Annotated in this window: 23 protein-coding genes; 7 read left to right on the forward strand and 16 right to left on the reverse strand. The window is 63.9% G+C overall.

Annotation, left to right across the window (positions count from 1 at the left end):
• Positions 1-118: 118 nt before the first annotated feature.
• From ACOCG7_RS08735 to ACOCG7_RS08750, 4 genes are all read left to right on the forward strand, one after another.
• Positions 119-1,207 carry an ABC transporter substrate-binding protein gene (locus ACOCG7_RS08735; RefSeq protein ID WP_073432116.1) on the forward strand — a complete coding sequence of 363 codons (1,089 nt, stop codon included), beginning with the start codon at positions 119-121 and terminating at the stop codon, positions 1,205-1,207.
• Positions 1,208-1,307: 100 nt separating this feature from the next.
• Entirely contained in the window at positions 1,308-3,077 is a 1,770-nt protein-coding gene (locus tag ACOCG7_RS08740) for an ABC transporter permease (protein ID WP_073432115.1), read from the forward strand.
• Positions 3,070-4,137 carry an ABC transporter ATP-binding protein gene (locus tag ACOCG7_RS08745; RefSeq protein WP_073432114.1) on the forward strand — a complete coding sequence of 356 codons (1,068 nt, stop codon included), beginning with the start codon at positions 3,070-3,072 and terminating at the stop codon, positions 4,135-4,137. The genes ACOCG7_RS08740 and ACOCG7_RS08745 overlap by 8 nt, the downstream gene beginning before the upstream one ends.
• 57 nt (positions 4,138-4,194) lie before the next feature.
• A complete protein-coding gene (locus ACOCG7_RS08750; protein ID WP_073432113.1) occupies positions 4,195-5,271 on the forward strand; it encodes a porin in 1,077 nt (358 codons plus the stop codon).
• 118 nt (positions 5,272-5,389) lie between these two features.
• Here ACOCG7_RS08750 and rhaS read toward each other — a convergent pair whose 3' ends face one another.
• The 6 genes from rhaS to rhaM form a co-directional block, all read right to left on the reverse strand.
• The gene (gene rhaS / locus ACOCG7_RS08755) at positions 5,390-6,397 is read right to left on the reverse strand and encodes a rhamnose ABC transporter substrate-binding protein (protein WP_073432112.1); all 1,008 of its coding nucleotides are present in this window, start codon (positions 6,395-6,397) and stop codon (positions 5,390-5,392) included.
• 56 nt (positions 6,398-6,453) lie between these two features.
• Complete coding sequence (locus tag ACOCG7_RS08760) at positions 6,454-7,467, reverse strand: ABC transporter permease (RefSeq protein WP_073432111.1); 1,014 nt, start codon at positions 7,465-7,467, stop codon at positions 6,454-6,456.
• The gene (locus ACOCG7_RS08765; RefSeq protein WP_073432110.1) at positions 7,460-8,518 is read right to left on the reverse strand and encodes an ABC transporter permease; all 1,059 of its coding nucleotides are present in this window, start codon (positions 8,516-8,518) and stop codon (positions 7,460-7,462) included. Before ACOCG7_RS08765 ends, ACOCG7_RS08760 begins: the two co-directional genes overlap by 8 nt.
• Positions 8,515-10,044: a sugar ABC transporter ATP-binding protein gene (locus ACOCG7_RS08770; RefSeq protein WP_347143493.1), complete on the reverse strand. Its 1,530-nt coding sequence runs from the start codon at positions 10,042-10,044 to the stop codon at positions 8,515-8,517. Before ACOCG7_RS08770 ends, ACOCG7_RS08765 begins: the two co-directional genes overlap by 4 nt.
• A gap of 88 nt (positions 10,045-10,132) precedes the next feature.
• The gene (locus ACOCG7_RS08775) at positions 10,133-11,026 is read right to left on the reverse strand and encodes an amidohydrolase family protein (protein ID WP_073432108.1); all 894 of its coding nucleotides are present in this window, start codon (positions 11,024-11,026) and stop codon (positions 10,133-10,135) included.
• A gap of 49 nt (positions 11,027-11,075) precedes the next feature.
• Positions 11,076-11,399, reverse strand: a complete 324-nt coding sequence (gene rhaM, locus ACOCG7_RS08780) for an L-rhamnose mutarotase (RefSeq protein WP_073432107.1) — start codon at positions 11,397-11,399, stop codon at positions 11,076-11,078.
• A 135-nt stretch (positions 11,400-11,534) separates the two neighbouring features.
• On the opposite strand from rhaM, the gene ACOCG7_RS08785 reads away from it, so the two are divergent.
• Positions 11,535-12,533: a LysR family transcriptional regulator gene (locus ACOCG7_RS08785; RefSeq protein ID WP_073432106.1), complete on the forward strand. Its 999-nt coding sequence runs from the start codon at positions 11,535-11,537 to the stop codon at positions 12,531-12,533.
• Positions 12,534-12,581: 48 nt separating this feature from the next.
• Here the strand turns inward: ACOCG7_RS08785 and ACOCG7_RS08790 are convergent, their stop codons facing one another.
• The 7 genes from ACOCG7_RS08790 to ACOCG7_RS08820 form a co-directional block, all read right to left on the reverse strand.
• Positions 12,582-13,364, reverse strand: a complete 783-nt coding sequence (locus ACOCG7_RS08790) for an SDR family NAD(P)-dependent oxidoreductase (RefSeq protein ID WP_073432105.1) — start codon at positions 13,362-13,364, stop codon at positions 12,582-12,584.
• 50 nt (positions 13,365-13,414) lie between these two features.
• Positions 13,415-14,593, reverse strand: a complete 1,179-nt coding sequence (gene rhmD / locus ACOCG7_RS08795) for an L-rhamnonate dehydratase (RefSeq protein ID WP_347143494.1) — start codon at positions 14,591-14,593, stop codon at positions 13,415-13,417.
• Between the two features lie 48 nt (positions 14,594-14,641).
• Complete coding sequence (locus ACOCG7_RS08800; protein ID WP_073432103.1) at positions 14,642-15,970, reverse strand: MFS transporter; 1,329 nt, start codon at positions 15,968-15,970, stop codon at positions 14,642-14,644.
• A gap of 85 nt (positions 15,971-16,055) precedes the next feature.
• Positions 16,056-16,808, reverse strand: coding sequence for an SDR family NAD(P)-dependent oxidoreductase (locus ACOCG7_RS08805; RefSeq protein ID WP_073432102.1), 753 nt, complete (start codon positions 16,806-16,808; stop codon positions 16,056-16,058).
• A 254-nt stretch (positions 16,809-17,062) separates the two neighbouring features.
• A complete protein-coding gene (locus ACOCG7_RS08810) occupies positions 17,063-17,497 on the reverse strand; it encodes a lysozyme inhibitor LprI family protein (protein WP_235004991.1) in 435 nt (144 codons plus the stop codon).
• 42 nt (positions 17,498-17,539) lie between these two features.
• The gene (locus ACOCG7_RS08815; protein WP_073432101.1) at positions 17,540-18,796 is read right to left on the reverse strand and encodes an MFS transporter; all 1,257 of its coding nucleotides are present in this window, start codon (positions 18,794-18,796) and stop codon (positions 17,540-17,542) included.
• Between the two features lie 278 nt (positions 18,797-19,074).
• On the reverse strand, positions 19,075-19,374 hold the full coding sequence (locus tag ACOCG7_RS08820; protein ID WP_347143495.1) for a hypothetical protein: 300 nt from the start codon (positions 19,372-19,374) through the stop codon (positions 19,075-19,077).
• Between the two features lie 766 nt (positions 19,375-20,140).
• Here ACOCG7_RS08820 and ACOCG7_RS08825 point away from each other — a divergent pair.
• Entirely contained in the window at positions 20,141-20,467 is a 327-nt protein-coding gene (locus ACOCG7_RS08825) for an H-NS histone family protein (RefSeq protein WP_073432099.1), read from the forward strand.
• A gap of 21 nt (positions 20,468-20,488) precedes the next feature.
• On the opposite strand, the gene ACOCG7_RS08830 is transcribed toward ACOCG7_RS08825, so the two are convergent.
• From ACOCG7_RS08830 to ACOCG7_RS08840, 3 genes are all read right to left on the reverse strand, one after another.
• Positions 20,489-21,001, reverse strand: coding sequence for a low molecular weight phosphatase family protein (locus ACOCG7_RS08830; protein ID WP_073432098.1), 513 nt, complete (start codon positions 20,999-21,001; stop codon positions 20,489-20,491).
• Between the two features lie 224 nt (positions 21,002-21,225).
• Positions 21,226-21,429 (reverse strand): hypothetical protein, encoded by a 204-nt coding sequence (locus ACOCG7_RS08835; protein ID WP_073432097.1) that lies wholly within the window; start codon positions 21,427-21,429, stop codon positions 21,226-21,228.
• 129 nt (positions 21,430-21,558) lie between these two features.
• Positions 21,559-22,245, reverse strand: a complete 687-nt coding sequence (locus tag ACOCG7_RS08840) for a J domain-containing protein (RefSeq protein WP_073432127.1) — start codon at positions 22,243-22,245, stop codon at positions 21,559-21,561.
• Positions 22,246-22,705: 460 nt separating this feature from the next.
• Between ACOCG7_RS08840 and ACOCG7_RS08845 the strand changes: the two genes are divergently transcribed.
• Positions 22,706-23,368 carry an NAD(P)H-dependent oxidoreductase gene (locus ACOCG7_RS08845; RefSeq protein WP_347143496.1) on the forward strand — a complete coding sequence of 221 codons (663 nt, stop codon included), beginning with the start codon at positions 22,706-22,708 and terminating at the stop codon, positions 23,366-23,368.
• Positions 23,369-23,404 lie beyond the last annotated feature (36 nt).

The following is a 23,404-nucleotide window of genomic DNA, read 5'->3' on the forward strand; positions in this document are numbered from 1 at the left end:
CATGAGGCGAATTCGACCATTGTCACTCATTTCTTTCAAAAACTGAAAGCGTTCAGAAAGCGCGCGTCTCTTACCATTCGCTCACACAAAACAAACACAGTGTTTTCTGGAGGAAGACGTGAAAATCTCTTTGAAGTGCCTCGCAGTTGCTGCTGCCTTTGCCGCAAACTCAGTGTGGGCGGCGTTTCCCGCGGGTTATCCCGGTGACTATCAGAGCACCGTCGACGCGGCGAAGAAGGAAGGAAAGCTGATCGTCTATTCGGTCACGGACACCGCGCTCGTGCGTCCGCTCATCAAGGACTTCGAAAGCCTGTACGGCATCAAGGTCGAATACAACGATATGAACAGCACGGAGCTGTACAACCGCTTCATCAGCGAAAACGCGGCCAGCAGCACGAGCGCCGACGTGTTGTGGAGCTCCGCGATGGACCTGCAGGTCAAGCTCGTCAACGACGGCCTGATGGCGACCTACGACTCTCCCGAGGCGAAGCAGTTGCCGCAGTGGGCGCAGTACCAGAAGCAGGCCTACGGCACCACGTATGAGCCGCTCGCGATCGTCTACAACAAGCGGCTGCTCGCGGCCGGCGACGTGCCGCAAACGCGCGCCGACCTCATCAAGCTGCTGCAAAACAAGCCCAACCAGTTCAAGGGCAAGGTCACGACCTACGACATCGAGAAGTCCGGCGTCGGCTTCAACTATCTGACGCAAGACGCGCGCGTCAATCCGCAAGTCACGTGGGATCTGGTGAAGGCGATGGGCGCCACCGGCCCGAAGCTGCAATCGAGCACCGGCGCGATGATGGAGCGTATTTCGTCGGGTGAAAACCTGATCGGCTACAACATTCTCGGCTCCTACGCGCTCACCAAGGCGAAGAAAGACCCGTCGATCGGCTACGTCTACCCGAAAGACTACACGCTGGTGGTGAGCCGCCTCGTGACGATCTCGAAGAAGGCGAAAAGCCCGAACGCCGCCAGGCTGTGGGTCGATTATCTGCTGTCGCAACGCGGCCAGACCTTGCTCGCGAATCAGGCGAGCCTGTTCTCGATCCGCTCCGACGTGGAAGGCGAAACGTCGATGGCTGGTCTGACGAAACAGCTCGGCGATTCGCTCAAGCCGATCCCGATCGGCGCGGGCCTGCTGGTCTATCTCGACCAGTCCAAACGGCTTGAATTCCTCAAGCAATGGCAACAGTCGATCAAGCGCTAAACCTCGCTTGACCTGACGGCGTCCACGCGAAAAGCGCGGGCGCCGGGCCTTCTCTCACTACCTGTCGATATGCGGCTTCATTCGCCGCAGGGGGACACTCATGCTTTCCACTAGCGCACCCGCACGCCGCGATAGCGCGCCGCTCGCAGCCGACGGCGGCCCGATCGGCGCCTTGCCGCGAGGCGGCTTGCAGCCGTTCGCGGGACTGCTGCGCTGGCTCGTCGTCGCGGTGCTCACCATCGCGGTGGCGCTGCCGCTCGGCTTCATCCTGTTTCAGAGCGTGCTCAACGCGCCGTTCTTCGACGCCAACCGCACGCTCGGCCTCGCCGGCTTCCAGTTCATTTTCAGCGACCCGGATTTCTGGTCCGCGTTGAAGAACTCCTTCATCATCGCGGGCGGGATGCTGTTCATCTCGATCCCGCTCGGCGGCATTCTCGCGTTCCTGATGGTGCGCACCGACCTGCCCGGCCGCCGCTGGCTCGAACCGATGCTGCTCACGCCCGTATTCGTCTCGCCGATGGTGCTCGCGTTCGGCTACGTGGTCGCGGCCGGCCCGGTCGGCTTCTACTCGGTCTGGTGGAAGGCGCTGTTCGGCACCGCCGAAGCGCCCTGGACCGTGTACTCCGTTCTCGCGATCACGATCATCGTCGGCCTCACGCATGTGCCGCACGTGTACCTGTATTCGTCGGCGGCGCTGCGCAATCTCGGCTCGGACGTCGAGGAAGCGGCGCGCGTCGCCGGCGCGCGGCCGTTTCGCGTCGCGCTCGACGTGAGCCTGCCGATGACGCTGCCCGCGCTGCTGTTCGCCGGCGTGCTGGTGTTCTTCCTTGGCTTCGAGGTGTTCGGCCTGCCCCTCGTGCTCGGCGACCCCGAAGGGCACCTCGTGCTGGCCACGTATCTGTACAAGCTCACCAACAAGCTCGGCGTGCCGTCCTATCACCTGATGGCCGCGGTCGCGGTATGCATCGTCGCGATCACGTTTCCGCTGGTGCTGTTGCAACGCCGGCTGCTCAAGAGCGCGAACCGCTTCGTCACGGTCAAGGGCAAGGCCGGGCGTCAGACCGTGCTGCCGCTCGGCGCATGGCGCTGGGTGGCGCTCGCGATCGTCGCGCTGTGGCTGATGCTCACCGTCTTCGTGCCGCTCTCCGGCATCACGTTGCGCGCGTTCGTCACCAACTGGGGCGAAGGCGTGAAGCTCGCCGAAGTGCTGACGCTCGCCAACTTCACCGACCTGTTCGAGCAGGACAACCTGGTGCGCGCGATCCTGAACACGCTCGGCATCGGCGTGTTCGGCGGCGCGCTCGCGGTGGGCTTCTATTCGCTGGTGGCGTTCGCGGGCCATCGCCGCAACGACTGGGCCACGCGCCTGCTCGATTACCTCGTGCTGTTGCCGCGCGCGGTGCCGGGCCTGCTCGCCGGTCTCGCGTTCCTGTGGATCTTCCTGTTCGTGCCGGGCTTGAAGGAACTGAAGAGCTCCATGTGGAGCATCTGGATCGCCTACACGGTGGTGTGGCTCGCCTATGGCATGCGCCTGATTCAAAGCGCGCTGCTGCAAGTCGGCCCGGAACTCGAGGAAGCGGGACGCAGCGTCGGCGGCACCCGCGCCCGCGTGAGTCTCGACGTGACGCTGCCGCTCGTGCGCTTCGGTTTGCTCGCGGCGTGGCTCCTGATCTTCATGATCTTCGAGCGCGAATACTCGACGGCCGTCTATCTGCTCTCGCCGGGAACGGAAGTGATCGGCGCGCTGCTGGTGTCGCTGTGGGCGACCGGCGCGGTCGATCAGGTCGCGGCGCTTTCTGTCATCAACATCGCGATGGTCGGCGTCGGACTCGGCGTCGCTCTGCGCTTCGGAGTGAAATTGCATGGATAAGCTCTCGGTCGACAACCTCTTTCTCAGCTATGGCGACAACCCGATCCTGAAGGGCGTGTCGTTCCAACTGAACCCCGGCGAAGTGGTGTGCCTGCTGGGCGCATCGGGCAGCGGCAAGACCACGCTGCTGCGCGCGGTCGCCGGGCTCGAACAACCGTCGTCGGGCCGCATCGAGCTGGACGGCAAGGCTTTCTTCGACGGCGCGGCGAAGGTCGATCTGCCGGTCGAGCAGCGCTCGCTCGGTCTCGTGTTCCAGTCGTATGCGCTGTGGCCGCATCGCACGGTGGCGGACAACGTCGGCTACGGATTGAAGCTGCGGCGCGTATCGGGCGCCGAGCAGAAAAAGCGCGTGCAGGGCGCGCTCGATCAGCTCGGCCTCGGCCACCTCGCCGCGCGCTATCCGTATCAGCTTTCGGGCGGACAGCAGCAGCGCGTCGCGATCGCCCGCGCGCTGGTCTACAACCCGCCGGTGATTCTGCTCGACGAGCCGCTGTCGAATCTCGACGCCAAGCTGCGCGAGGAAGCGCGCGCCTGGTTGCGCGAACTGATCGTATCGCTGGGTTTGTCCGCGTTGTGCGTCACGCACGACCAGACCGAGGCGATGGCGATGTCCGACCGCATCCTGCTATTGCGCAACGGCCGCATCGAACAGGAAGGCACGCCCGCCGAACTGTACGGCTCGCCCCGCTCGCTTTACACGGCGGAGTTCATGGGCAGCAACAACCGCATCGACGCGCGCGTCGCCTCGGTGGACGGCGAGCGCGTGACCCTCGCCGGCGACGGCTGGCAATTGCAGGCCCAAGCCCGCGAAGCGCTCACCGCCGGGCAGAACGCCCAGGCCGTGATTCGCCTCGAACGCGTGCAGGTCGCCGACGGTCCGGGCGCGAACCGGCTCGAAGCCGAACTCATCACTTCGATGTATCTCGGCGACCGCTGGGAATACCTGTTCCATTGCGGCGCCCTGCGCCTGCGCGCGTTCGGCCCGGTGCCGCGCGCCGCCGGCCGTCACTGGATCGAATTCCCCGCCAACGACTGCTGGGCCTTCGCGCAAGCCAGTTGAAACGCGGGCGGCAGCGCCCCAACCGAAGCAAACAAAATCAACCACAGGAGACTCTTGATGAAGTGGAGCATGAAGAAAGCAACCCTCGGCGCAACGTGCATGGGACTCGCCGGTTTCGCGGCGAGCGCGCAGGCGCAATCCAGCGTGACTTTGTATGGGATCGTCGATGCGGGCATCGAATATGTGAATCATGCGAGTGCGGACGGCAGCGCGACGCGCCTCGTGTCGGGCGGCAAGAACACCTCGCGCTGGGGCCTGCGCGGTGTCGAGGACCTCGGCGGCGGACTGAAGGCGGTGTTCCAGTTGGAGAGCGGCATCAACATCGCCAACGGCCAGTTCGACGACAGCGGCGGCGCGATCTTCGACCGCCGCGCGACGATCGGCCTGAAAAACCGCTTCGGGCAGATCACGCTCGGCCGCAATTTCACGACCACCTACGACTACATGTTGCAGTTCGACCCGATGGGTTACGCGCCGAACTACTCGTGGGCGAGCTCATCCACCGCGACGGGTGGGCGTAAAGACGGTTTGTTCTCGCGCTCGTCCAACGCGGTGCGTTACGACGGCACGTTCTCCGGCTTCAAGTTCGGCGCGATGTACGGCTTCGGCAACGTGCCGGGCAGCATGAAGTCGAGTTCCAAATACGACTTCGCGCTCGGCTACGAGACCGGTCCGTTCGCCGCCGTCGTCACCTTCGACAGGCAGAACGGCGCGAACGACAGCGTGACCCCCGCGGATACCACGAACTACATTCAAGGCATTCATGCGGGCTTGAGCTACGACTTCGGGCCGGTCAAGGCGATGGCCGGATATCGCAACTACCGCCGCACGTTCCACACCGCCACGCCGACCTTGCGCAGCGACATGTACTGGCTCGGCGGCCAATACGAGGTGACGCCGTTCTTCTCGCTGTTTGCCGCGGTCTATCATCAGAACATCAAGGACGGCAGCGACGCCGATCCGACGCTGTTCTCGCTGCGCGCGCAGTACGCGCTCTCGAAGCGCACCGTGCTGTATCTGGCGGGCGGCTATGCAATGGCGAAGCATGACAACGCGGTTAGCCTGTCGCGCGATCTGACCGGCGCGGCGGATACGCAAGCGGGTGTCACGGCGGGTCTTCAGCACCGTTTCTAAGGCGGTTCGACGCTTGGAAACAGAACGAGGCGCGCGGGCGGTTCATCGCCCGACGCGCCTCGCCCGTTTCATGGCGCCGCGCGCAGCTCATGACGTCGCGCGCGGCGCACGTTGCCGCTCAGAAGTTGAAGTTGTCGATATTGCTCGAATCGAACGTGGTCGGCGGTCCGAGAATGATTTCGCCTTGCGGGCCAATCGTGCGCTTGCCGAGCTTGCCCGCGTCGAACGACTCGCCCTCCTTACCCGTGATCGCGCCGGAAGCGAGGCTCGCCGCCGCATAGCCGGCCAGATAGCCGAGCTGGTTCGGGTCCCACAACTGGAACGCCTTGACCGTGCCGTTCTTGACGAACGCGCGCATCTGGTTCGGCGTGCCCAGGCCCGTCACCGCCACCTTGCCCTTGCTCGACGACGACGAGATATAGCGCGCCGCCGCCGCGATGCCGACCGTGGTCGGCGCGACGATCGCCTTCAGGTTCGGATACGCCTGCAACAAGCCTTGCGTTTCGACGAACGACTTCTGATCGTCGTCGTTGCCGTAGGCGATTTTCACGAGCTTGATCTTCGAATACTCGGGCTTCTTCAACTCCTCCTGCATCCACTTGATCCACGTGTTCTGATTGGTTGCGTTGGGCGTGGCCGACAGCACCGCGAACTCGCCCTCACCGCCGATCAGCTTCGACACGAGCTGAATCTGCCCGCGGCCGATACCCTCCGCATTCGCCTGATTGACGAACAATTGCCGGCCCTCGGGCGCGGTGTCCGAATCGAAGGTCACGACCTTGATGCCTTGCGACATCGCTTTCTTCAGATACGGCACCACCGCGTTGGCGTCGTTGGCGGCGATCACGATCGCGTCCTGCCGTTGCGTGATGAGCGTATTGATGTATTGCACCTGCGACGACGCGCCCGCATCCGACGGGCCCACCACCTTGCCCACGCCGCCGAACTCCTTGATCGCGGCCATGCCGCCGTCGTCGGCGATCACTTCATAGGGATTGTTGATCTGCTTCGGCACGAACGCGATCTTCAGGCCGTTTTTCAGGCCGGCGGCCGAGGCGGCGCAACTGATCGCCACGAGCGCCACGCAAAGCGCGGCCGTGCCGGTGTGACGTAGAGGTTTGAACATGAAGTGTCTCCTGCCTTGTTGTTGGACGTGGTGGTGTCCGGGTTGTCGATCTGACGTTATAAGGAAGCGGACTTCGCGATGAAACGCCGGTCGCGCGCCGCGCGCCAGCGGGCGACCAGATTGGGAATCAGCACCGAGGCCAGCAGCAGCGCGCCGGTGACGATCGTCAGCGTTTCGCTCGATACGTCGTCGAGCGTGAGCGCATTTTTCAGCACGCCGATGATCAGCAGCGACAGCAGCACGCCGATCATCGAGCCGCGTCCGCCGAAAATGCTCACGCCGCCGAACAGCACCGCCGCGATCACCGACAACTCGAAGCCCTCGCCGTTGTCGCCGCGCGCGCTGGTGAAGCGCAGCGTATAGACGACGCCCGCCAACGCGCTCATCGCGCCGGACAGCACGAACAGGCGCAGCCTGATCCTCGCCACTTCGATGCCGGAAAACGCCGCCGCCGTGGGATTCGCGCCGATCGCATAGAGGCTGCGGCCGAACGCGGTGGCTTGCAGCAGCACCGTGAACAGCACCGCGCCGACGATCACGATCACGAACGGCAACGGAATGAAGGTCGAGCCGAGCGTTTCCATGCCGAAGGCCGTATAGCCAGGCGGGAAGTCCGCGACCGCCTGGTCGCCGAGCAGCACGTAAGCGAGGCCGCGAAACAGCGCGAGCGTGCCGATCGTGACCGCGAGCGAAGGCAGATTGAGCTTCACGATCACGAGGCCGTTCAGCCAGCCGGCCAGCGCGCCGGCAATCAGCACCATCACGATCACGAGCGGCATGGGCAGGCCCATGTGCCACAGCACGCCCATCAACGCGCTGGACGCGCCCAATACCGACGCCACCGAAAGATCGATTTCCGCGGCGACGATGATGAGCGTCATCGGCAGCGCCATCAACGCGATCTCGGTCAGGTCGGCCAATACGTTGCTCAGATTCGCGCCGGTGAGAAATACCGGCGACAACCAGCGCCCGAGTCCGAGCGACAACATCAGCACGATCACCAGCAAGACTTCCCATTGCAGCGGCGTTTCGCGTTTGCGCGTGAGCAGCGCGGAATCCGGTTTAGCCATGATCGCGTTTCCTCATCATGCGTTTGGCGACGGAGCGGGCCAGCAAGGTATCGGCGGTGATCGCCGCGACGATCAGCGCGCCTTCGATTGCCTGCTCCCAGAATGGCGACACGTGCAGCACGACGAGCGCGATGCTGATCACGCCCAGCACCAGCGCGCCGAGCGTCGCGCCGAGTATCGTGCCGACGCCGCCGGTAATCGCCACGCTGCCGACCACCGCCGCAGCGACCACCTGCAATTCGATGCCCTTCGCGGTGCTCGCGTCGACGGTGCCGAAACGCGCGAGCCACAGCGCGCCCGCGAAGCCGGCAATCGCGCCGGAGAGCAGAAAGCCCGCCATCACGCGGCGCTCGACGTTCACGCCGGCGAGTCGCGCGGCCTCGGGATTGGAGCCGATCGCATAGTGCTCGCGGCCACCGCGAAACTGCTTGAGGTACACGGCGAGGCCGGCCAGCACGACGAGCGCGATCAGCGCGAGCGTCGGAATGCCGAGCCACGTGCCGGTCGCGAGACCGGAGAACGACTCGGGCAGACTGGTGGCGTTGATCTGCCCGCCGTGCACCCACGCGTAGTCCGCGCCGCGAAAGATGTATAGCGTGGAGAGCGTCGCCACCAGCGAGGGCACGCGCCCCACCGCCACCAGCAGCGCATTGATGCCGCCCGCCACCAGCCCGATCGCGAGTCCGGCGGCCAGCGCGACCAGCACCGGCATATGCGGGAACGCGACGTACAGACTGCCGACCGCATACGCGCTGACGCCGACCGTCGAACCCACCGAGAGATCGATGTGCCGCATCAGGATCACCACCGTCATGCCGGCTGTCAACAGGCTGATGATCGACACGTTGAGCAGCACGTCGCGCAGATTCTGCAGATTGAGGAACTGCGGTTTTGCGAGCGCCGTGCCCACGATCAGCAGAATCAGCACGACGAAGAGGGTCGTTTCGCGGCTCTTCGCGACGCCCGCAACGAAGCCGCCCGGCGCGTTGGTTGAGCGCTTTGCCACCGGCGCCTGCACCGGCGCGGGATGAGTCGATGAATGGCGCATCATGCGGCGTACCCCAACGGTGGAACCGGTTGGCCGAGCGCGGCGCCCATGATGCGTTCCTCGTCGGCTTCGGCGCGCGCTATTTCCGCGCTGATCCGCCCTTCGTGCATCACCAGCACGCGGTCGGCCATGCCGAGCACTTCGGGCAATTCGCTCGAAATCATCAGCACGGCCATGCCCTCGCGCACCAGTTCGGCCAGCGCGCCATACACCTCGGCCTTCGCGCCGACGTCGATGCCGCGCGTGGGTTCGTCGATGATCAGCACTTTCGGCCCGGTTGCGAGCCATTTGCCGAGCACCACCTTCTGCTGATTGCCGCCCGACAGCGTGCCGACTGGCGCGTTGGGGTCGCCCGCTTTCAGACGCAAGCGCGTGCCCCATTGATTCGCGAGTTGCGTCTCGCTGCGCGTGGAGATGAGACCATGTTTGACGAGCCGGCCGAGCACCGTCATCGACGCATTGCGCGCGATGCTCAGTTCCAGCGCGAGCCCCTGCTGCCGACGGTCTTCCGGCACCAGCGCGAGGCCGGCGCGCACCGCCGCGGCCGGACTGCCCGCCTTGAGTGGCTGGCCGCCGATCCAGATCTCGCCCGAATCGAGCGGATCGATGCCGAAGATCGCCCGCGCGACTTCGCTGCGCCCCGCGCCCACCAGACCGGCCAGCGCGACGATCTCGCCGGCGCGCACGTCGAAGGAAATGTCCTTGAATACGCCCACGCGCGTGAGGCCGCGTACCGACAGGCGCACGTCGCCCGGCGGCAGATCGGCTTTCGGATAGAACGTCTCCAGATCGCGGCCCACCATCTTCGTGACGATTGCCTCGGTGGTGAGATCGGCGGTGAAGCCGTCGAACACCTTTGCGCCGTCGCGCATGATCGTGACACGCTGCGTCAGCGCGAAGACTTCGTCGAGCCTGTGCGTGATGAAGAGAATCGCCACGTCGCGCTCGCGCAGCTTGCGCACGATCGCGAAGAGCCGTTCCACTTCGGGCAACGAGAGCGCGGCGGTGGGCTCGTCCATGATCAGCACGTTGGCGTTCAGCGACAAGGCCTTGGCGATTTCGATCACCTGCTGATCGGCAATCGACAAGCCGCGCACCAGTTGATCCGCGCGCAGATCCACGCCGAGCGACGCCAGCAAGCCGTCCACCTCGCGGCGCATCGCGTCGTATTGGATGCGGCCGATCCGATCGACCGGCTGCCGTCCCATGAAAATGTTCTCCGCGATCGACAGATCGAAGAACAGCGTCGGCTCCTGGTAGATCACCGCAAGACCCGCGTCGCGCGCTTCGGCAGGCGTCGCAAAACGGCGCGCCACGCCGTCCACCAGCAGCTCGCCGCTATCCGGCTGATGCACGCCCGCGAGAATCTTCACGAGCGTCGATTTGCCCGCGCCGTTTTCGCCGAGCAGCGCATGCACTTCGCCCGGCCATAGCGCGAGGTCGCCGTCCGACAACGCGCGGACCCGGCCGAATGATTTACTCGCGTGCCGCAGTTCGAGCCTGGGCACGGCGGATAGGGGTTGCTGCACTGCTTGTCTCCTTTCTTTTTGGCTTCTGTTCGCTTACCGCGGTTTTCGTGCGGTTTTAGCGCGGTTTTAATGCGGTTTTCGTGCGGCCTCAGATGCGGTAGAAGCGCTCCGCATTACGGCGAAACAGCGCTTCTTTCTCGGCGACGCTCGCACCCTCGACGATCGCCGCATAGGCGTGCCATAAATCCGTGTAAGAGCCGAACAGGCGATCGACGGGGAAGTTCGACGCGAACATCGCGCGCTCGACGCCGAACGTGTCGATCGTTTCAAGCACGTAAGGCCGCAGGCTTTCGACAGTCCATCGATGATCGAACATCGCAAGCCCGCTGATTTTCACCGCGATGTTCCGACAGCCGGCCAGCAGGCGCATGCCGTCGCGCCACGCGCGATAACCGGCCACGCTGCCGCGATCCACGAACATGCCCGCATGATTGACGATGAACAGCGTGTCGCCGTGCGCGCGCGCCAGCGCGGCGGCTTCTTCCATCTGCGACGGATAGAGTTGCAGGTCGAACGACATGCCGTATCGGCGCAGCAAGGCGAAGTGCTCGCGCCATTGCGGCTCGCGCATGAAATGACGACCGACGTAGTCGAACAGCCTGTTCTCGTGCACGTTCAGTATCTGCCGTATGCCTCGCGTGTTGGCGAACGACGCGTGCGCTTCGAGCACGGCGGGCGCGTTCGCCGCCGAGAGATCCACGGCGGCCACGATCGCATTCGGCATGCCGCGCGATTCCTTGCGATCCGCGATGGACTGCAACCAGCGGGTCTCCTCGACCGGATCGGCGGGATCGTGATTCGCCTCGACGTGCACCAGTTTCAGCACCTCGATATCGCCCGCCTCGCCGAGCAGGTCGTCGAGCAGATAGTCGTGCTTCAACGCGCGCGCGTCGCCGACGAACGACACGCCGGGGTTTTCCAGCCACGGATAGCGATGCGTCTTCAGATCCCACAGATGGATATGCGAATCGACAACCTGCATGCGACACTCTCCGCCGTGTTGTTGGCCTTGCGTTGGCAAGTCAGCAACGTCAATTCATTGAACTCAAACGAAAGACCGGTTCGAGCGGCTGTTGAAGCGGTGTATGGTCCGGCGCGGCCTGCATGATGTCGGCCATGTACTCCCACCATTTGCGCATCACGTCGAGTTGCGGCAACTCGTGCATCGCGTGATTCGTGGTGCGCGTGAGAATGGCGAAGAGATGATTCGACTCCGCGTCGAAGAAAATCCGGTACTCGCGCACGCCGGCGTTGTGCAATGCGTCAACCAGTTCGGGCCAGATTTGCGCGTGACGTCGTTCGTATTCCTCGCGCATGCCGGGGTTGAGCACCATACGGAAAGCGATTGTTTCCATGCCTGTCTTCCCTCGAAGGCGGGCATCTTCCCGCCGAAACGTGCAAGCACCCGATGCGACTATAATTCCTGCGTCGATAGCATCTCAATCCGTTGTTGGGATTGGGCGATCCACAAACCGAATCGCACCGGAACCATGAGCCAACACGCAGCCACCGTCGCCCTCGTCAATCGGCTCAAGTTCAAGCACCTCGCCCTGCTCGTCGCGCTCGACGACGCCCGCAATCTCCATCAAGCCGCCGAAGCGGTCAACGTCGCGCAGCCCAGCGCGAGCCGCATGCTCGGCGACATCGAGGAAGCGTTCGGCTTCCTGCTGTTCGAGCGCAACGCGCGCGGCATGACGCCCACGCCGCTCGGTGTGGTCACGTTGGCCTACGCGCGGCGCGCGCTCGCCGAGTTGACCCGTTTCGCCGAAGACCTCGACGTGAAGCGCCGCGGCGGCCATGGACAGTTGACCGTCGGGGCGATCATGGGCGCCGCGCCCGATCTGCTCGCGATGGCGGTTGCCGCGCTGAAAACCGAAAGCCCCTTGCTCAACGTGCGCATTCTCGGCGAAACCAGCGACCAGGTCGTGCAATTGCTGCATCGCCGCGAGGTCGACCTCGCGCTCGGACGGCTGACCAGTCCGCTGCAACACAACGATTTCAGTTTCGAGCCGCTCGCGCGCGAAACCTTGCTGCTCGTCGTGCGTTCGGTGCATCCGCTCGCGCAGCGCACGCGCGTCACGCTGCGCGAACTGATCGACTGGCCGTGGGTCGCGCAACCGGTTACGAGCCCGGCGCGCGTGTTGTTCGAAGAAGAACTCGCGCGCGCGGGACTCGCGACGCCGGTGAACCTGACCGAATGCGCGTCGATCTTCGCGACGCTGCAATTGCTTGAAAACTACGATGCGGTGGCGATGCTGCCGGAGTCGGTCGTGCGCGATCATGTGCGCGGCAAATTGCTGGTCGCATTGCCGCTCGAAATCGGCAAGAGCCTCTCCGGCTTCGGCATTCTCACGCGCAAGGAAGAACCCCTCGCCGAACCGGCGCTGCGTTTCATCGACCTGTTGCGCGGCTTCTCGCGCAAGCTCGCACGCGACGATTCCGCGCCGTCCGCGGCGGACCCCGCCAGCGCGCCGGCTACGACTCATTGAATTCGGCGTCGCGCGTTATTTCAGCGTTATTGCAGCGTGATTTCAACGTCATTGCAGGTTGACGAACAGGCCGCCGTCCACCAGCAAGGCCGCGCCCGTCACATAGCGCGCGCGGTCGGAGGCGAGAAACACCACGCAATCGGCGACGTCTTCCGGGCGGCCCAGGCGGCCGAGCGGAATGCGCTTTTCGAAGTAGGCTTTTTTCGCTTCGTCGGCAAGATCTTCCGCGTTCAGGTCGGTAGCGATGGTGCCCGGCATCACCGAATTGCAGCGAATGCCGAAGGGCCCCAACGCGACCGCGCACGATTGCATCAGCGAATGCACGCCCGCCTTGGTGGGCGTGTAATGCGTCTGCATGCCGCCGCCGACTAGCGCGCTGATCGAACTCGTCGCCACGATCGCGCCGCCCGTGCCCTGCGCCTTCATCTGCTGGGCGGCCGCTTGCGTGACGTAGAACGCGCCGTTCAGATTCACCGCCACCGTCGACTCCAACACTTCCGGCGGCATGTCGAGAAAGGCGTGAAACGGACAAATACCGGCGTTGCTCGCGAGCACGTCCACCTTGCCGAACGCTTCGACCGTATGGCGCACGAGCTGCTGACCGGTTTCGCGCGCGGCCACGTTGCCTTCGATCGCAATCGCGCGCCGCCCCAGCGCCTCGATTTCGCCGACCACTTCCGCGACGGCGGAACGGCGCCCATACGATGCGTCGTTATCGCCCCAGTAGTTGATCGCCACGTCCGCGCCTTCCGCCGCGCACGCGACGGCGATCGCGCGGCCGATGCCCCGCGAGCCGCCGGTGACGATCACGACCTTGTCCTTGAGCAGCACGTCACTCTCCTTTGCCTGGATCCATGGTGCGCGAGTGCGCCGCGCCGCGTTCAACGCGGGTACGGCCGCACCAGCTTGCATTCGGGATTGAGTCTCACGCCGAAGCCCGGCGTGTCCGGCACCTTCATTCGTCCATTCACGGGCACCGGTTCGTCGAGCAGCAGCGGCGTGAACATCGGCACGACCTGATCGGCTTTCGGCGCCATCATCAGAAACTCGGCGAACGGCGAGTTGTGCCGCGTGACGACGAAATGATAGCTATACACCGACGAACCGTGCGGCACCACCATCACATTATGCGCATCGGCCAGCGCGGAAATCTTGATCAACTCGGTGATGCCGCCGCACCAGCCCACGTCGGGCTGAATCAGATCGCAGCATTGCATTTCCAGCAGCATGCGAAAACCCCAGCGCGTCGCCTCGTGTTCGCCGGTGGACACCATCATGCCGCGCGGCACCTTGCGGCGCAGTTCGGCGTAACCCCAGTAGTCGTCGGGCGGCAGGCATTCCTCGATCCACTTCAGGCCGTATTCGTGCGCCGCTTGCGCGAGACGCGTCGCATACGGCACGTCGAGGCTCATCCAGCAGTCGATCATCAGCCAGAAGTCGTCGCCGACGCGGCTGCGCATCTCCGCCAGCTTCTCGATGTTCTGCCTGAACCCTGCTTCGCCTTCAGCGGGACCATGCTGCAACGGCAGCTTGCCGCCGATGAAGCCCATCTCCTTCGCAAGATCGGGCCGCGCGCCGGTCGCATAGAACACGAGTTCGTCGCGCACCGGTCCGCCCAGCAGTTGATACACCGGCTCCTTGCGCACCTTCGCGAGCAGATCCCACAGCGCGAGGTCCACGCCCGAGATCGTATTCAGCACCACGCCCTTGCGGCCGTAGTACAACGTGGAGAAGTACATCTGATCCCACATCTTCTCGATGTCGGTAACGAGTTGCCCTTCGAGAAAACGCGCGAGATGCTTCTCGACGATGAACGCGCCGATCTCGCCGCCCGTCGTCACCGCGAAGCCGACCGTGCCGTCGCTCGCCTCGATCTCCACGACGAGCGTGCCGAGCACATTGATGCCGAACGACTGGCGGCTCTGGCGATACTCGCGGTAACGCGCCATTGGCGTGGCAATGTGATCGTCGATCCAGTGTCCGCCGGGTTGGTCGTGATAGTCCGCACCGCCGCCGCGGACGATGAAGGCACGCACGTGCCGGATAGTGGGCATGGCCATGAAAGGGGCTCCGTGATTGATGCGTCGAACGTGCAACCCGAAATACGCCTAGCGGGCGCGGTGCAGTAAGTGTTGGAAAGCGCCGCTCGCCGGTGCGCCGTCGCGGCGCAGCAGCGTGCCGATCAGCAGCGCGGCCAGCAGACTCGACACGCCCAGCACGACGAGTCCCGCCGAGGTCGACGCAAACGCCCTTTCGGCCGCGGTACGCAAGCTCGGTGCGATGAAACCGCCGAGGCTGCCGAGCGAATTGATCAACGCGATGCCGCCTGCCGCCGCGGCGCCGGTGAGATAGCGCGTGGGGAACGTCCAGAACAGCGGTTGCGCCGCGATGAAACCGCTTGCCGCGCAGCACAGCGCGATGAGTCCGATCGACGGGTTAGGCGCGAGCCCCGACACGCCGATGCCGAGCCCCGCGACGATCAGCAGCGCGACTGCCCAGCGCCGATGACCGCCCGTGCGATCCGCGCGGCGCGGCACGTACCAGGTGACGGCGAGCGCGCACAGCCACGGCAATGCGGCGACGACGCCGACCCGCAAACCGACCGTCGTGCCGAGCAACGCGGCCACCTGTTGCGGCAGATAGAAGATCACGCCGTACACGCTCATCTGGATCAGCAGATAGATCGCGGACAGCAATAACACGCGGCGGTCCACCAGCGCGGCGAGAATGCGATGCGGACCATGAGCCGACGCGGCGCGCGCATCTTCGTCGAGCGCGTTGCGCAAACTCGTGCGTTCCCGTGCGTCGAGCCAACGCGCGTCTTCCGGGCGGTTGTCGAGATACCAGAACGCCCACACGCCGACCAGCGAGGCCAATACGCCTTCGACCAGAAAGAGCCACTGCCAGCCGGTCAGGCCCAGGGCGCCGTGCAATTCGAGCAACGAACCCGACAACGGACTGCCGAAAATGAACGCGAGCGGCGCACCGAAATAAAAGAGGCCGACAGCGCGAGCACGCGCCGCTTGCGGAAACCAGTGCGTCAGGTAATAGATCACGCCGGGAAAGAAACCCGCTTCGGCCACGCCGAGCAGAAAGCGCAGCGTATAGAACGCGGTGGGCGTATGCGCGAGACACATCGCCGCCGACACGAGCCCCCACGTCACCATGATCCGGCACATCCACGCTCGCGCGCCGACCCGGTGCAGCAGAAGATTGCTCGGCACCTCGAACAGCGCATAGCCGACGAAAAACACCCCCGCGCCGAATGCGAACGCCGCGTTCGACAAACCCGTATCGTGCTGCAACGCCTTCTGCGCGAAACCGATATTGGCGCGATCGAGAAACGCGAGAACGTACATCAGCAACAGAAACGGCAACAGCCGGCGCATGACCTTGCTGTTGATCGCCTCCAGTGAAACGGGCGCATGCGGGTTCATGTCGTCTCCTTCGCTGGGACGCGGCCAGCGGTTTTGGGCCTTTATATGCGCTGCTGCAATGAGGCTCGCAGGCGATGAGCGTGGCTCAGTAAGTGGCCCGGCCGCCCGACAGATCGAACACCGAGCCGGTGCTGAACGCGCAGTCTTCCGATGCCAGCCAAAGAATCAGCGAGGCTGCTTCTTCCGGCAACAGAAAACGGTTCATCGGGATCTTCGAGAGCATGTAGTCGATATGCTGCTGCGACATCGACTCGAAAATTTCGGTTTTGGCCGCGGCGGGCGTGACCGCGTTGACGAGGATGTTCTTCGTCGCGAGTTCCTTGCCGAGCGATTTGGTCAGGCCGATCAGCCCCGCCTTGGAGGCGCTGTAGTGCGACGCGTTCGGGTTGCCTTCCTTGCCGGCCACCGAGGCGATATTCACGATCCGGCCATAGCCCCGCTGGAGCATGTGCGGCACGACCGCGCGGCAGGTGAGATACGGGCCGATCAGATTCACGTCGATCACGCGGCGCCACACGTCGGGCTCCAGTTCCCATGTGGCGCCGTTGCCGCCCGTGATGCCCGCGCAATTGATCAGCACGTCGATCGCGCCGTGCCCGGCGACGGTTTGCGTCACCGCCTGCGCGACGCTCGTTTCCTGAGTGAGTTCGACGGTGATGGCGGTGACCTTGCCCAGTTCGCTCAACTCGCGCTGGCTGCGCGCGAGACGTTCGGCGTCGATGTCCCAGAGGGCGACCGACGCCCCTGAGTTCAGCGCCCGTTGCGCCACCGCGTAGCCGATGCCGCGCGCGCCGCCGGTAATGGCGACGACGCGCCCCTCCAGATCGATTCGATTCATCGCTGTGCTCCTGTGGCACGCCGGGCGGCGTGCCTTTGCGTTGTTGTAGGTCTGCCGGCTGCTTACCGTTCAGCCAATATACGAGCGCGGCGATGCGATAACAATTCGAGTATTTGAAAGGGTGATAACAAAAGCGAATCGGGTGACGTGGGCAGCGCCACTATCGACGTGCGGCCCTCATGCCTTTTCGGCAAGCGAGGTCGCAACGGTTTGGATAATCAATGTATAGGGCGGGCGCGTTCGGGGGCAGTTCTTTAGAACGGTCCGCGGCTGGCGAGGTGAGCGTATTCATCCTTGAGCATTTGAATGCGGTGCCGATACGCCGCGACAAGACATGCCTCGTTCGCCCCGCATTTCTTGCGCACATTCAGCCATGCCTGCTGCTCGTCCTGCATGTTGCCGCGCGCGCCCATGGCAACGAGACCCGTCAAGGTTTCGTAGCGGACGGTCATTTCGACGTCCAGTTCGCTCAGTTGCCGGGACGCGCATATCGCTTTTTCGTCAGGCAGACGCGCCTCGTTGCAGTCGAAGCCGGCAGCCAGTGCGGGAACCGACGCCAGCGTGAACGCGGTAAGGAGCGCCACGCGCGCGAGCCGCCCGATGCCTCGTTCAATCTCGTGTTCAATGCCGTGAATGCGTTGCGGGTTCATCATTCTTCCTGGCATGGCCGGACAGATTGTCCTGTTCATGTTGACCGCGCCTGCCATGCGATGTTCCGCGCAACGCGCGGTTCACGACTGACCGTCGGGACACGCCGGACATGCGATCGTCCCCGCAGCCGCCTTTCGCGCGCTTCTGCCGAAACTGGCCAGCGCGGCCAGCCCCAGCAATGCGAGGCCGCTGCCGAACAGGAAGTCGACGGCAATGCCCACATGATCGACCACCATGCCGCCCACCAGCGACCCCAGCGCGATAGCGACCTGAATGATGCTGACGAACAGCGCCGAGCCCGCTTCCGGCGAATCCGGCGTGGCGCGTTGAATCCAGATGCTGAAGCACAGCGGCAGCGCGCCGAAGGCAATGCCCCACGCGAGCACGAGCGCCACGACGCCGAGCGGCGAATGCTGCAGCAGCGGCAGCGAGACCAGCGCGAACATCAGCAGCGCGATCATCACGCCCAGCGAAATTTTCAGGTTGCGCGTGACCGTCGACGACACGGCGAAGTTCGAGATGAATCCAATCATGCCGAAGCCGAGCAACAGCCAGGTGATGGTCGGCATCGTCAGATTGGCATTGCGCAACAGGAACGGCGTGATGTACGTGTATGAGGAAAAATGCGCGCCGAACACGAGCGCCACCATCAGCATGCTTTTACGCGGATGCGGCCGGCGCAATAGCCCCACCAGATCGCGCAGGCGCAATGCCGCGCTCGACGGCAACGAAGGCACGAAGACGAACTGCGCCACCAGCGCAATGGCCACGAGCACGCCGGTCGCCATGAACGAGGCGCGCCATGACGCGAAGCTGGCAATGAACGTGCCGAGCGGCACGCCGATGACGGTGGCGCAGGTTACGCCGGTGAGGATCGTGGCCATGGCTTTCGCCGAGTCTTTCGGCCGCACGAGGCGGGCCGACGCGGCCGTGGCGAGCGTCCAGAAACCGCCCAACGCGGCGCCGAGCAATGCGCGGCCGATCAGCATGACAACAAAGCTCGGCGCAAAGGCCGAAATCAGATTCGACGCCAGCAGTAACGCGGTGAGTAACAGAAAGACTTGCCGGCGATCCATGCGTCCCGCCACCAGCATCAGACCGGGCGCGGAGATTGCGGCGATCACACCGGGCACGGTGACCATCAAGCCAGCGGTGCCGGGCAATACACCCAGTTCCGCCGCGATGCGCGGCAAGAGTCCGACCGGCAGAAACTCCGTGGTGACGAACGCGAACGCGCCGATTGCAACGGCCACGACCGCGAGCCACGAACGCAGGGACGACGCGGCCCCATCGTCGGACGAGGCGCTGCTCGCCGACAGGTTGTCTTCCATCAACATAGGATTGTTTGCGAGTTATTCAACAACGGGTGGAATTAGAGCGGCTTCACCTGACTAATCGATTCACGCACCGTAACCACGATTAAAAAAGCAGGCTCTTAATGGCCTGCCTGTGATTGCGATTCGGAAAATCAGCGGATGAAAACGAGAACGGAACACACCATAACATCGTATTAATTCGCCCGCTGACGACGCCGGAAAATCGCAGTCGGGGGTGGGGTTATTCGAAGGCAAGGCGCGAGACTTGCTCATCCCGCGCCTTGCTGCCTGCTGACGTTTTAGCGACCGAAATAGATCCTGCATTGCGAGCCGGAACCACACGGGCGGCTCTGTCCGCCGCCGGCTTCCGAACGGCCCGTGGCCACGCCGCCATATCCCACCGTTCCCGCGGCGGGCGTCGCGTTCTGCCCGGTGCCGCCAAGCGGCACATCGGTCGTGGCTTGCGCCGATTCGTTCGCGTCCTTCATCAGCGTCTGGCCCGACGTACCGGCGCCCTGCTCGCCCTGGGCCGCACCGGCCGCTGTCGGCGCGAGAAAGAGAACGGCGCTTGCCAATGCCATCAATAGAGCTAGTTTCATGTCCAGACTCCCTGCAATCCGGCGCAGCAGTTCCCGTCCTCCACAAAGAATCGGTCTGTGAAAAAGCGCCTCGTGGCCCGATCGAGCCGGCGGGCGAATCAACCTGATACGTGACTGCTGCGGCGAGTCACCGAACTAAACGAGTGATTAGTTGCCACACCTGTAACCGATGTCGAACGCTTGCAGATAGTCGGAATCGGACACTCAGGCCGGCAACGCGGAATTTTGCTCCGCAATTTCGTTATAGATCGGCCAGCAAGGAATTCAATCCCGGCGGTCCCGGCCCCTGTCGGCATCTATTTGGTGCGATAGGCCGCACGCGAAAACAAAAACCGCGCGGCCGGCGTGCATTGCTTCAACAGTGCGTTATGATGCTGGCATAATGAAAAAAATCGGCGTTCGCGCCAAACCCGCCGGGAGACGGGGCGCGGAGATCAAGCCGGCCGTTCGTTAATCAGTGCATCGTCAGCATCGTTTTCCCAATTGCGCCGTGAGGCTCATCCAGCGTGATTGCCGCGCGGCGGAACCGGTGCGCTTGTCCATCCATTCACTGATTGGCATAGCCAGATTCATGGCGGCACGAGCGGGCATTAGCCTTATGCGATTTCTTTTGAACGATGGTTTTTTAACGCTGCCAGTGGCATTTCCTTCGATCAATCACCTACCCGCGAGCCGGCCCCATTCAGATGGGTTCCACGCTTTCGCGGCTTTCCCTTGCAATCTGTAATTGACAGAACGCCGGACGCTTTAGAAGGACGAATATCTTATGGACGAAAGGAAGCGAGATAGCATGATTGCGTATCTCCGCCACCGCATGGAAGAGTTTGGTATCGAACCGGAAGACCTTGCTGCCGTGCTGGCCGCCGAGCCGGCAGCGCAAAAGGCCGAACGCTACCGGAGCGCCACGGGAGATAGCTGGGACGGCCAGGGTGAAATGCCCCAATGGCTCAAACAGGCAATCAGCGCGGGTCAATCAATCGACCACTTCGAAATGTCGGCCAAGCCGTCGCCCCCACCGCAATCGAAGAAAAGGGTGGACTGGCAAAACGACCCCTTCGCGGGCAGCCCGCTCGCGCGTTCGAATAACGGCTAAGCCGCCGGGTGGCCGGGGTTGTCATTGCGCCAGCAAAATGCCGCTGTCGCGCGCCGGCGCCTCGATGCGTGAGGCTGCTTCCCGCATCGGTGCGGCGTACTGCGGCAATGCAATGAATGCGCTCACTCGGCGCACGATCTGCCAGAACATCTTTTCGAACAGGCGGAGTCGCTGCGCGTCCGATACGCCGTCCACCAGCGGATCAGCAAGGGCCCAGTTCAAAAGCTCGGGTTCGCCGGGGAAAAGAGGCGCATGATGTCCGGCGACGCGCTCGTCCATGGCGATGACGAGGTCCATCCGCGGCGCCCATTCGCCGGTGAACTCCAGCCAGCTTTTCGGGCTGAGCGCGCCGAGCTCAGAAATGCCGGGACGCAATTGCGCGAGCGCGAACGGATGAACCGCCGCGGCCGGCTCGGGCCCCGCGCTGAACGCATCGAATCGATGTCCCGCCAGTTCGCGCAGCAAAGCTTCGGCAATGATGCTGCGCGCTGAATTCTCGCGACAGAGAAACAGCACCTTATATTTTTTGGTCACGCTTACCCCGTACCCTTGGTCTTTTCGTGTTTTTAGTGTTTTGGTGTTCCTGCGCGCCACTGTACCGACCGAGTCTTGCGCCCTCGTGACACTACGATGTCTCGATTTTTGACGCCACGGGATTTTTACCAGGGTTTCGACTAGCTGTGCAAAAGGCAAGTCTCAGCGCGCGCGATCACTCGCGCGTCACCAAAGGTCAACAAAGATCACCAAGGGGCTTCTCTTCAGACGGAAGCGTCGGTATCGGTTCCGCCTGATACGGTGCGGTTGGCGGCATCGGCGGCGGCGTCTGCCGCGGCTGCCGGCAAGGGCTCGAACAACATGGCCGCCGGCTGTTGATTGATCGCCTTGACGCCATTGGCGATGCCGGGCGCCGCCACGTAGGGAATGAACGCCGCGAGCGCGACCACAACGATGAAAGTGAACATGGCGGTTCGTCTCCCAGGACATTTTATTAATTCTAGAGTCCCGGATTCGAACGCCGAAGCCCGCCTTCCATATCAATTCGGTCTATTTCTATCGCCTGACGGCCAGTGAATGAGCCGTGCATGGCCTCATCAAAACCGCAAGCCATTCAGGAACTGGAACCAGAGGCTGCCCAATGCGCCGGCCGGGTGTGCGTCGCTGGCGGGTTCTTCGCGTTTGCCTTGATCGGCGCGGTGGCTTGCCGCTTCATGAGTCGTTGCAGCGTCCTTTTTCACCGGAGTGGCCGCAGCCTCGGTTTCGGCCTGAACCTCTTCGACACCCTCGGCCCGCTCAGCCTCGGCGGCGAGGTCCGCCTTTGCGGCCTCGCGCCGCGCTGCCTGCAAGGCCGCCACGCTGTCCGCGATCTGCGCGGCTCGCCGCGCCTCGCAGCGACGCCCCAGCAGCACGCCGAATAGCACGTCGCGATTGTGGCCTTCGTCGGCGAAACGCATGGCGAGCGAGACCATTTCCGCATACGCCGCTTCGTCGGCCGCGCGCGCCGCCGCCTCGCGTTTCGCTTGCGCCTCCTGCCGGCGTGCGCGCTGCGCTTCCCAGCCGCGCATCTGCTCGGCATAGACCGCGTCGTAGACCTTGCGCTGCGCGGCATCGGAGAGGATCGCGTACGCGTCCTTGATGTCCTGGAAGGCGGCGCGCGCCACTTCTTCCGCGCCGCTGTTGCGATCGGGATGCCACTTCATCGCGGCCTTGCGATAGGCGCGCTTGATCTCTTCGTGGGTGGCGTGCATGGGCACGCCGAGCGTGTCATATAGGGTTGTCATCGCTTGCTCGACCTCGCCTGGAATCGCTTCGCGGAGCATCGTAGCATGCGAAAGACAGCCTTATCGTGAAGCGGCCGGCGTTCGGGCCGCGCAACATCCCAGGGCAAAAAAAGGCCTCGCCACTGACGCAGCGAGGCCCAATCCCATGTCAAGGAGATGTCATGGAGGAGACGATCCGATCATAGCCGCGCGTCGTCGCGCGCCCAAACAATCGTTCTCCCTATGCTTATTCGGTCTCGATGGAAGTGCATTGCAGCGCGCGTCGCGCCTGCCTTCCGGCGCTCGCGGCAGGGCCGTGAGCGTGTCGTAAGCCGCGCGGTTATATCGTTAGAACAAAAAGTCGCTTCGTTCGGCTGCCCGCGATCATTAACATGACACTTCAAAGTCCGGTTCGCCCCGGCCCGTCTGCGCGCAAGCCCGCGCCAGCGTACCGTGAGCCGCTACCGAAGGAGCGTTTTCGTTGACCAGTTTCAATCATCAGCGCCAGCCGCTCGTCGTCGGCATCGGCGGCACCACGCGCGCCGCCTCGTCCACCGAGCGCGCGCTCGGCTTCGCGTTGCGTGGCGCCGAGGCCGCCGGCGCTGACACCCGTCTGTTCGGCGGCACGTTCCTGCATAGCCTGCCTCACTACGCGCCGGAAAACCCGCAACGCACCGCCGAACAGCTCGAACTGATCGAAGCCGTGCGCCACGCGGATGCGCTGATCATCGCCACACCCGGCTATCACGGCGGCGTATCCGGTCTCGTCAAGAATGCGCTCGACACACTGGAAGAACTGCGCGCCGACGAGCGTCCGTACCTCGATGGCCGCGCGGTCGGCTGCATCGTCACCGCGTATGGCTGGCAGGCCGCCGGCTCGGTGCTGACGTCGCTACGCTCGATCGTCCACGCATTGCGCGGCTGGCCGACGCCGTTCGGCGCCGGCATCAACACGCTGGAGACGCGGTTCGACACGGTCGATACCTGTTCCGATGCGAAGGTCGTCGATCAGCTCGCCACGGTCGGACAGCAGGCCGCGCAATTCGCGCTGGCGTTCAACGGGCATCGCACGCCGAGCGTGGCGGCGGTTGGCGGCGCGTCGATCAAGGAGGCGCAACCGGCTCGGCTGCTGCACGCGGTTTAGTGTCTTTTTTGCATGGCGTCGCGGCGCGGTGGGCCT

It is taken from the genome of Paraburkholderia sp. DD10, from assembly GCF_049177125.1.
In the GTDB taxonomy this organism is placed as follows: Bacteria; Pseudomonadota; Gammaproteobacteria; order Burkholderiales; family Burkholderiaceae; genus Paraburkholderia; species Paraburkholderia terricola.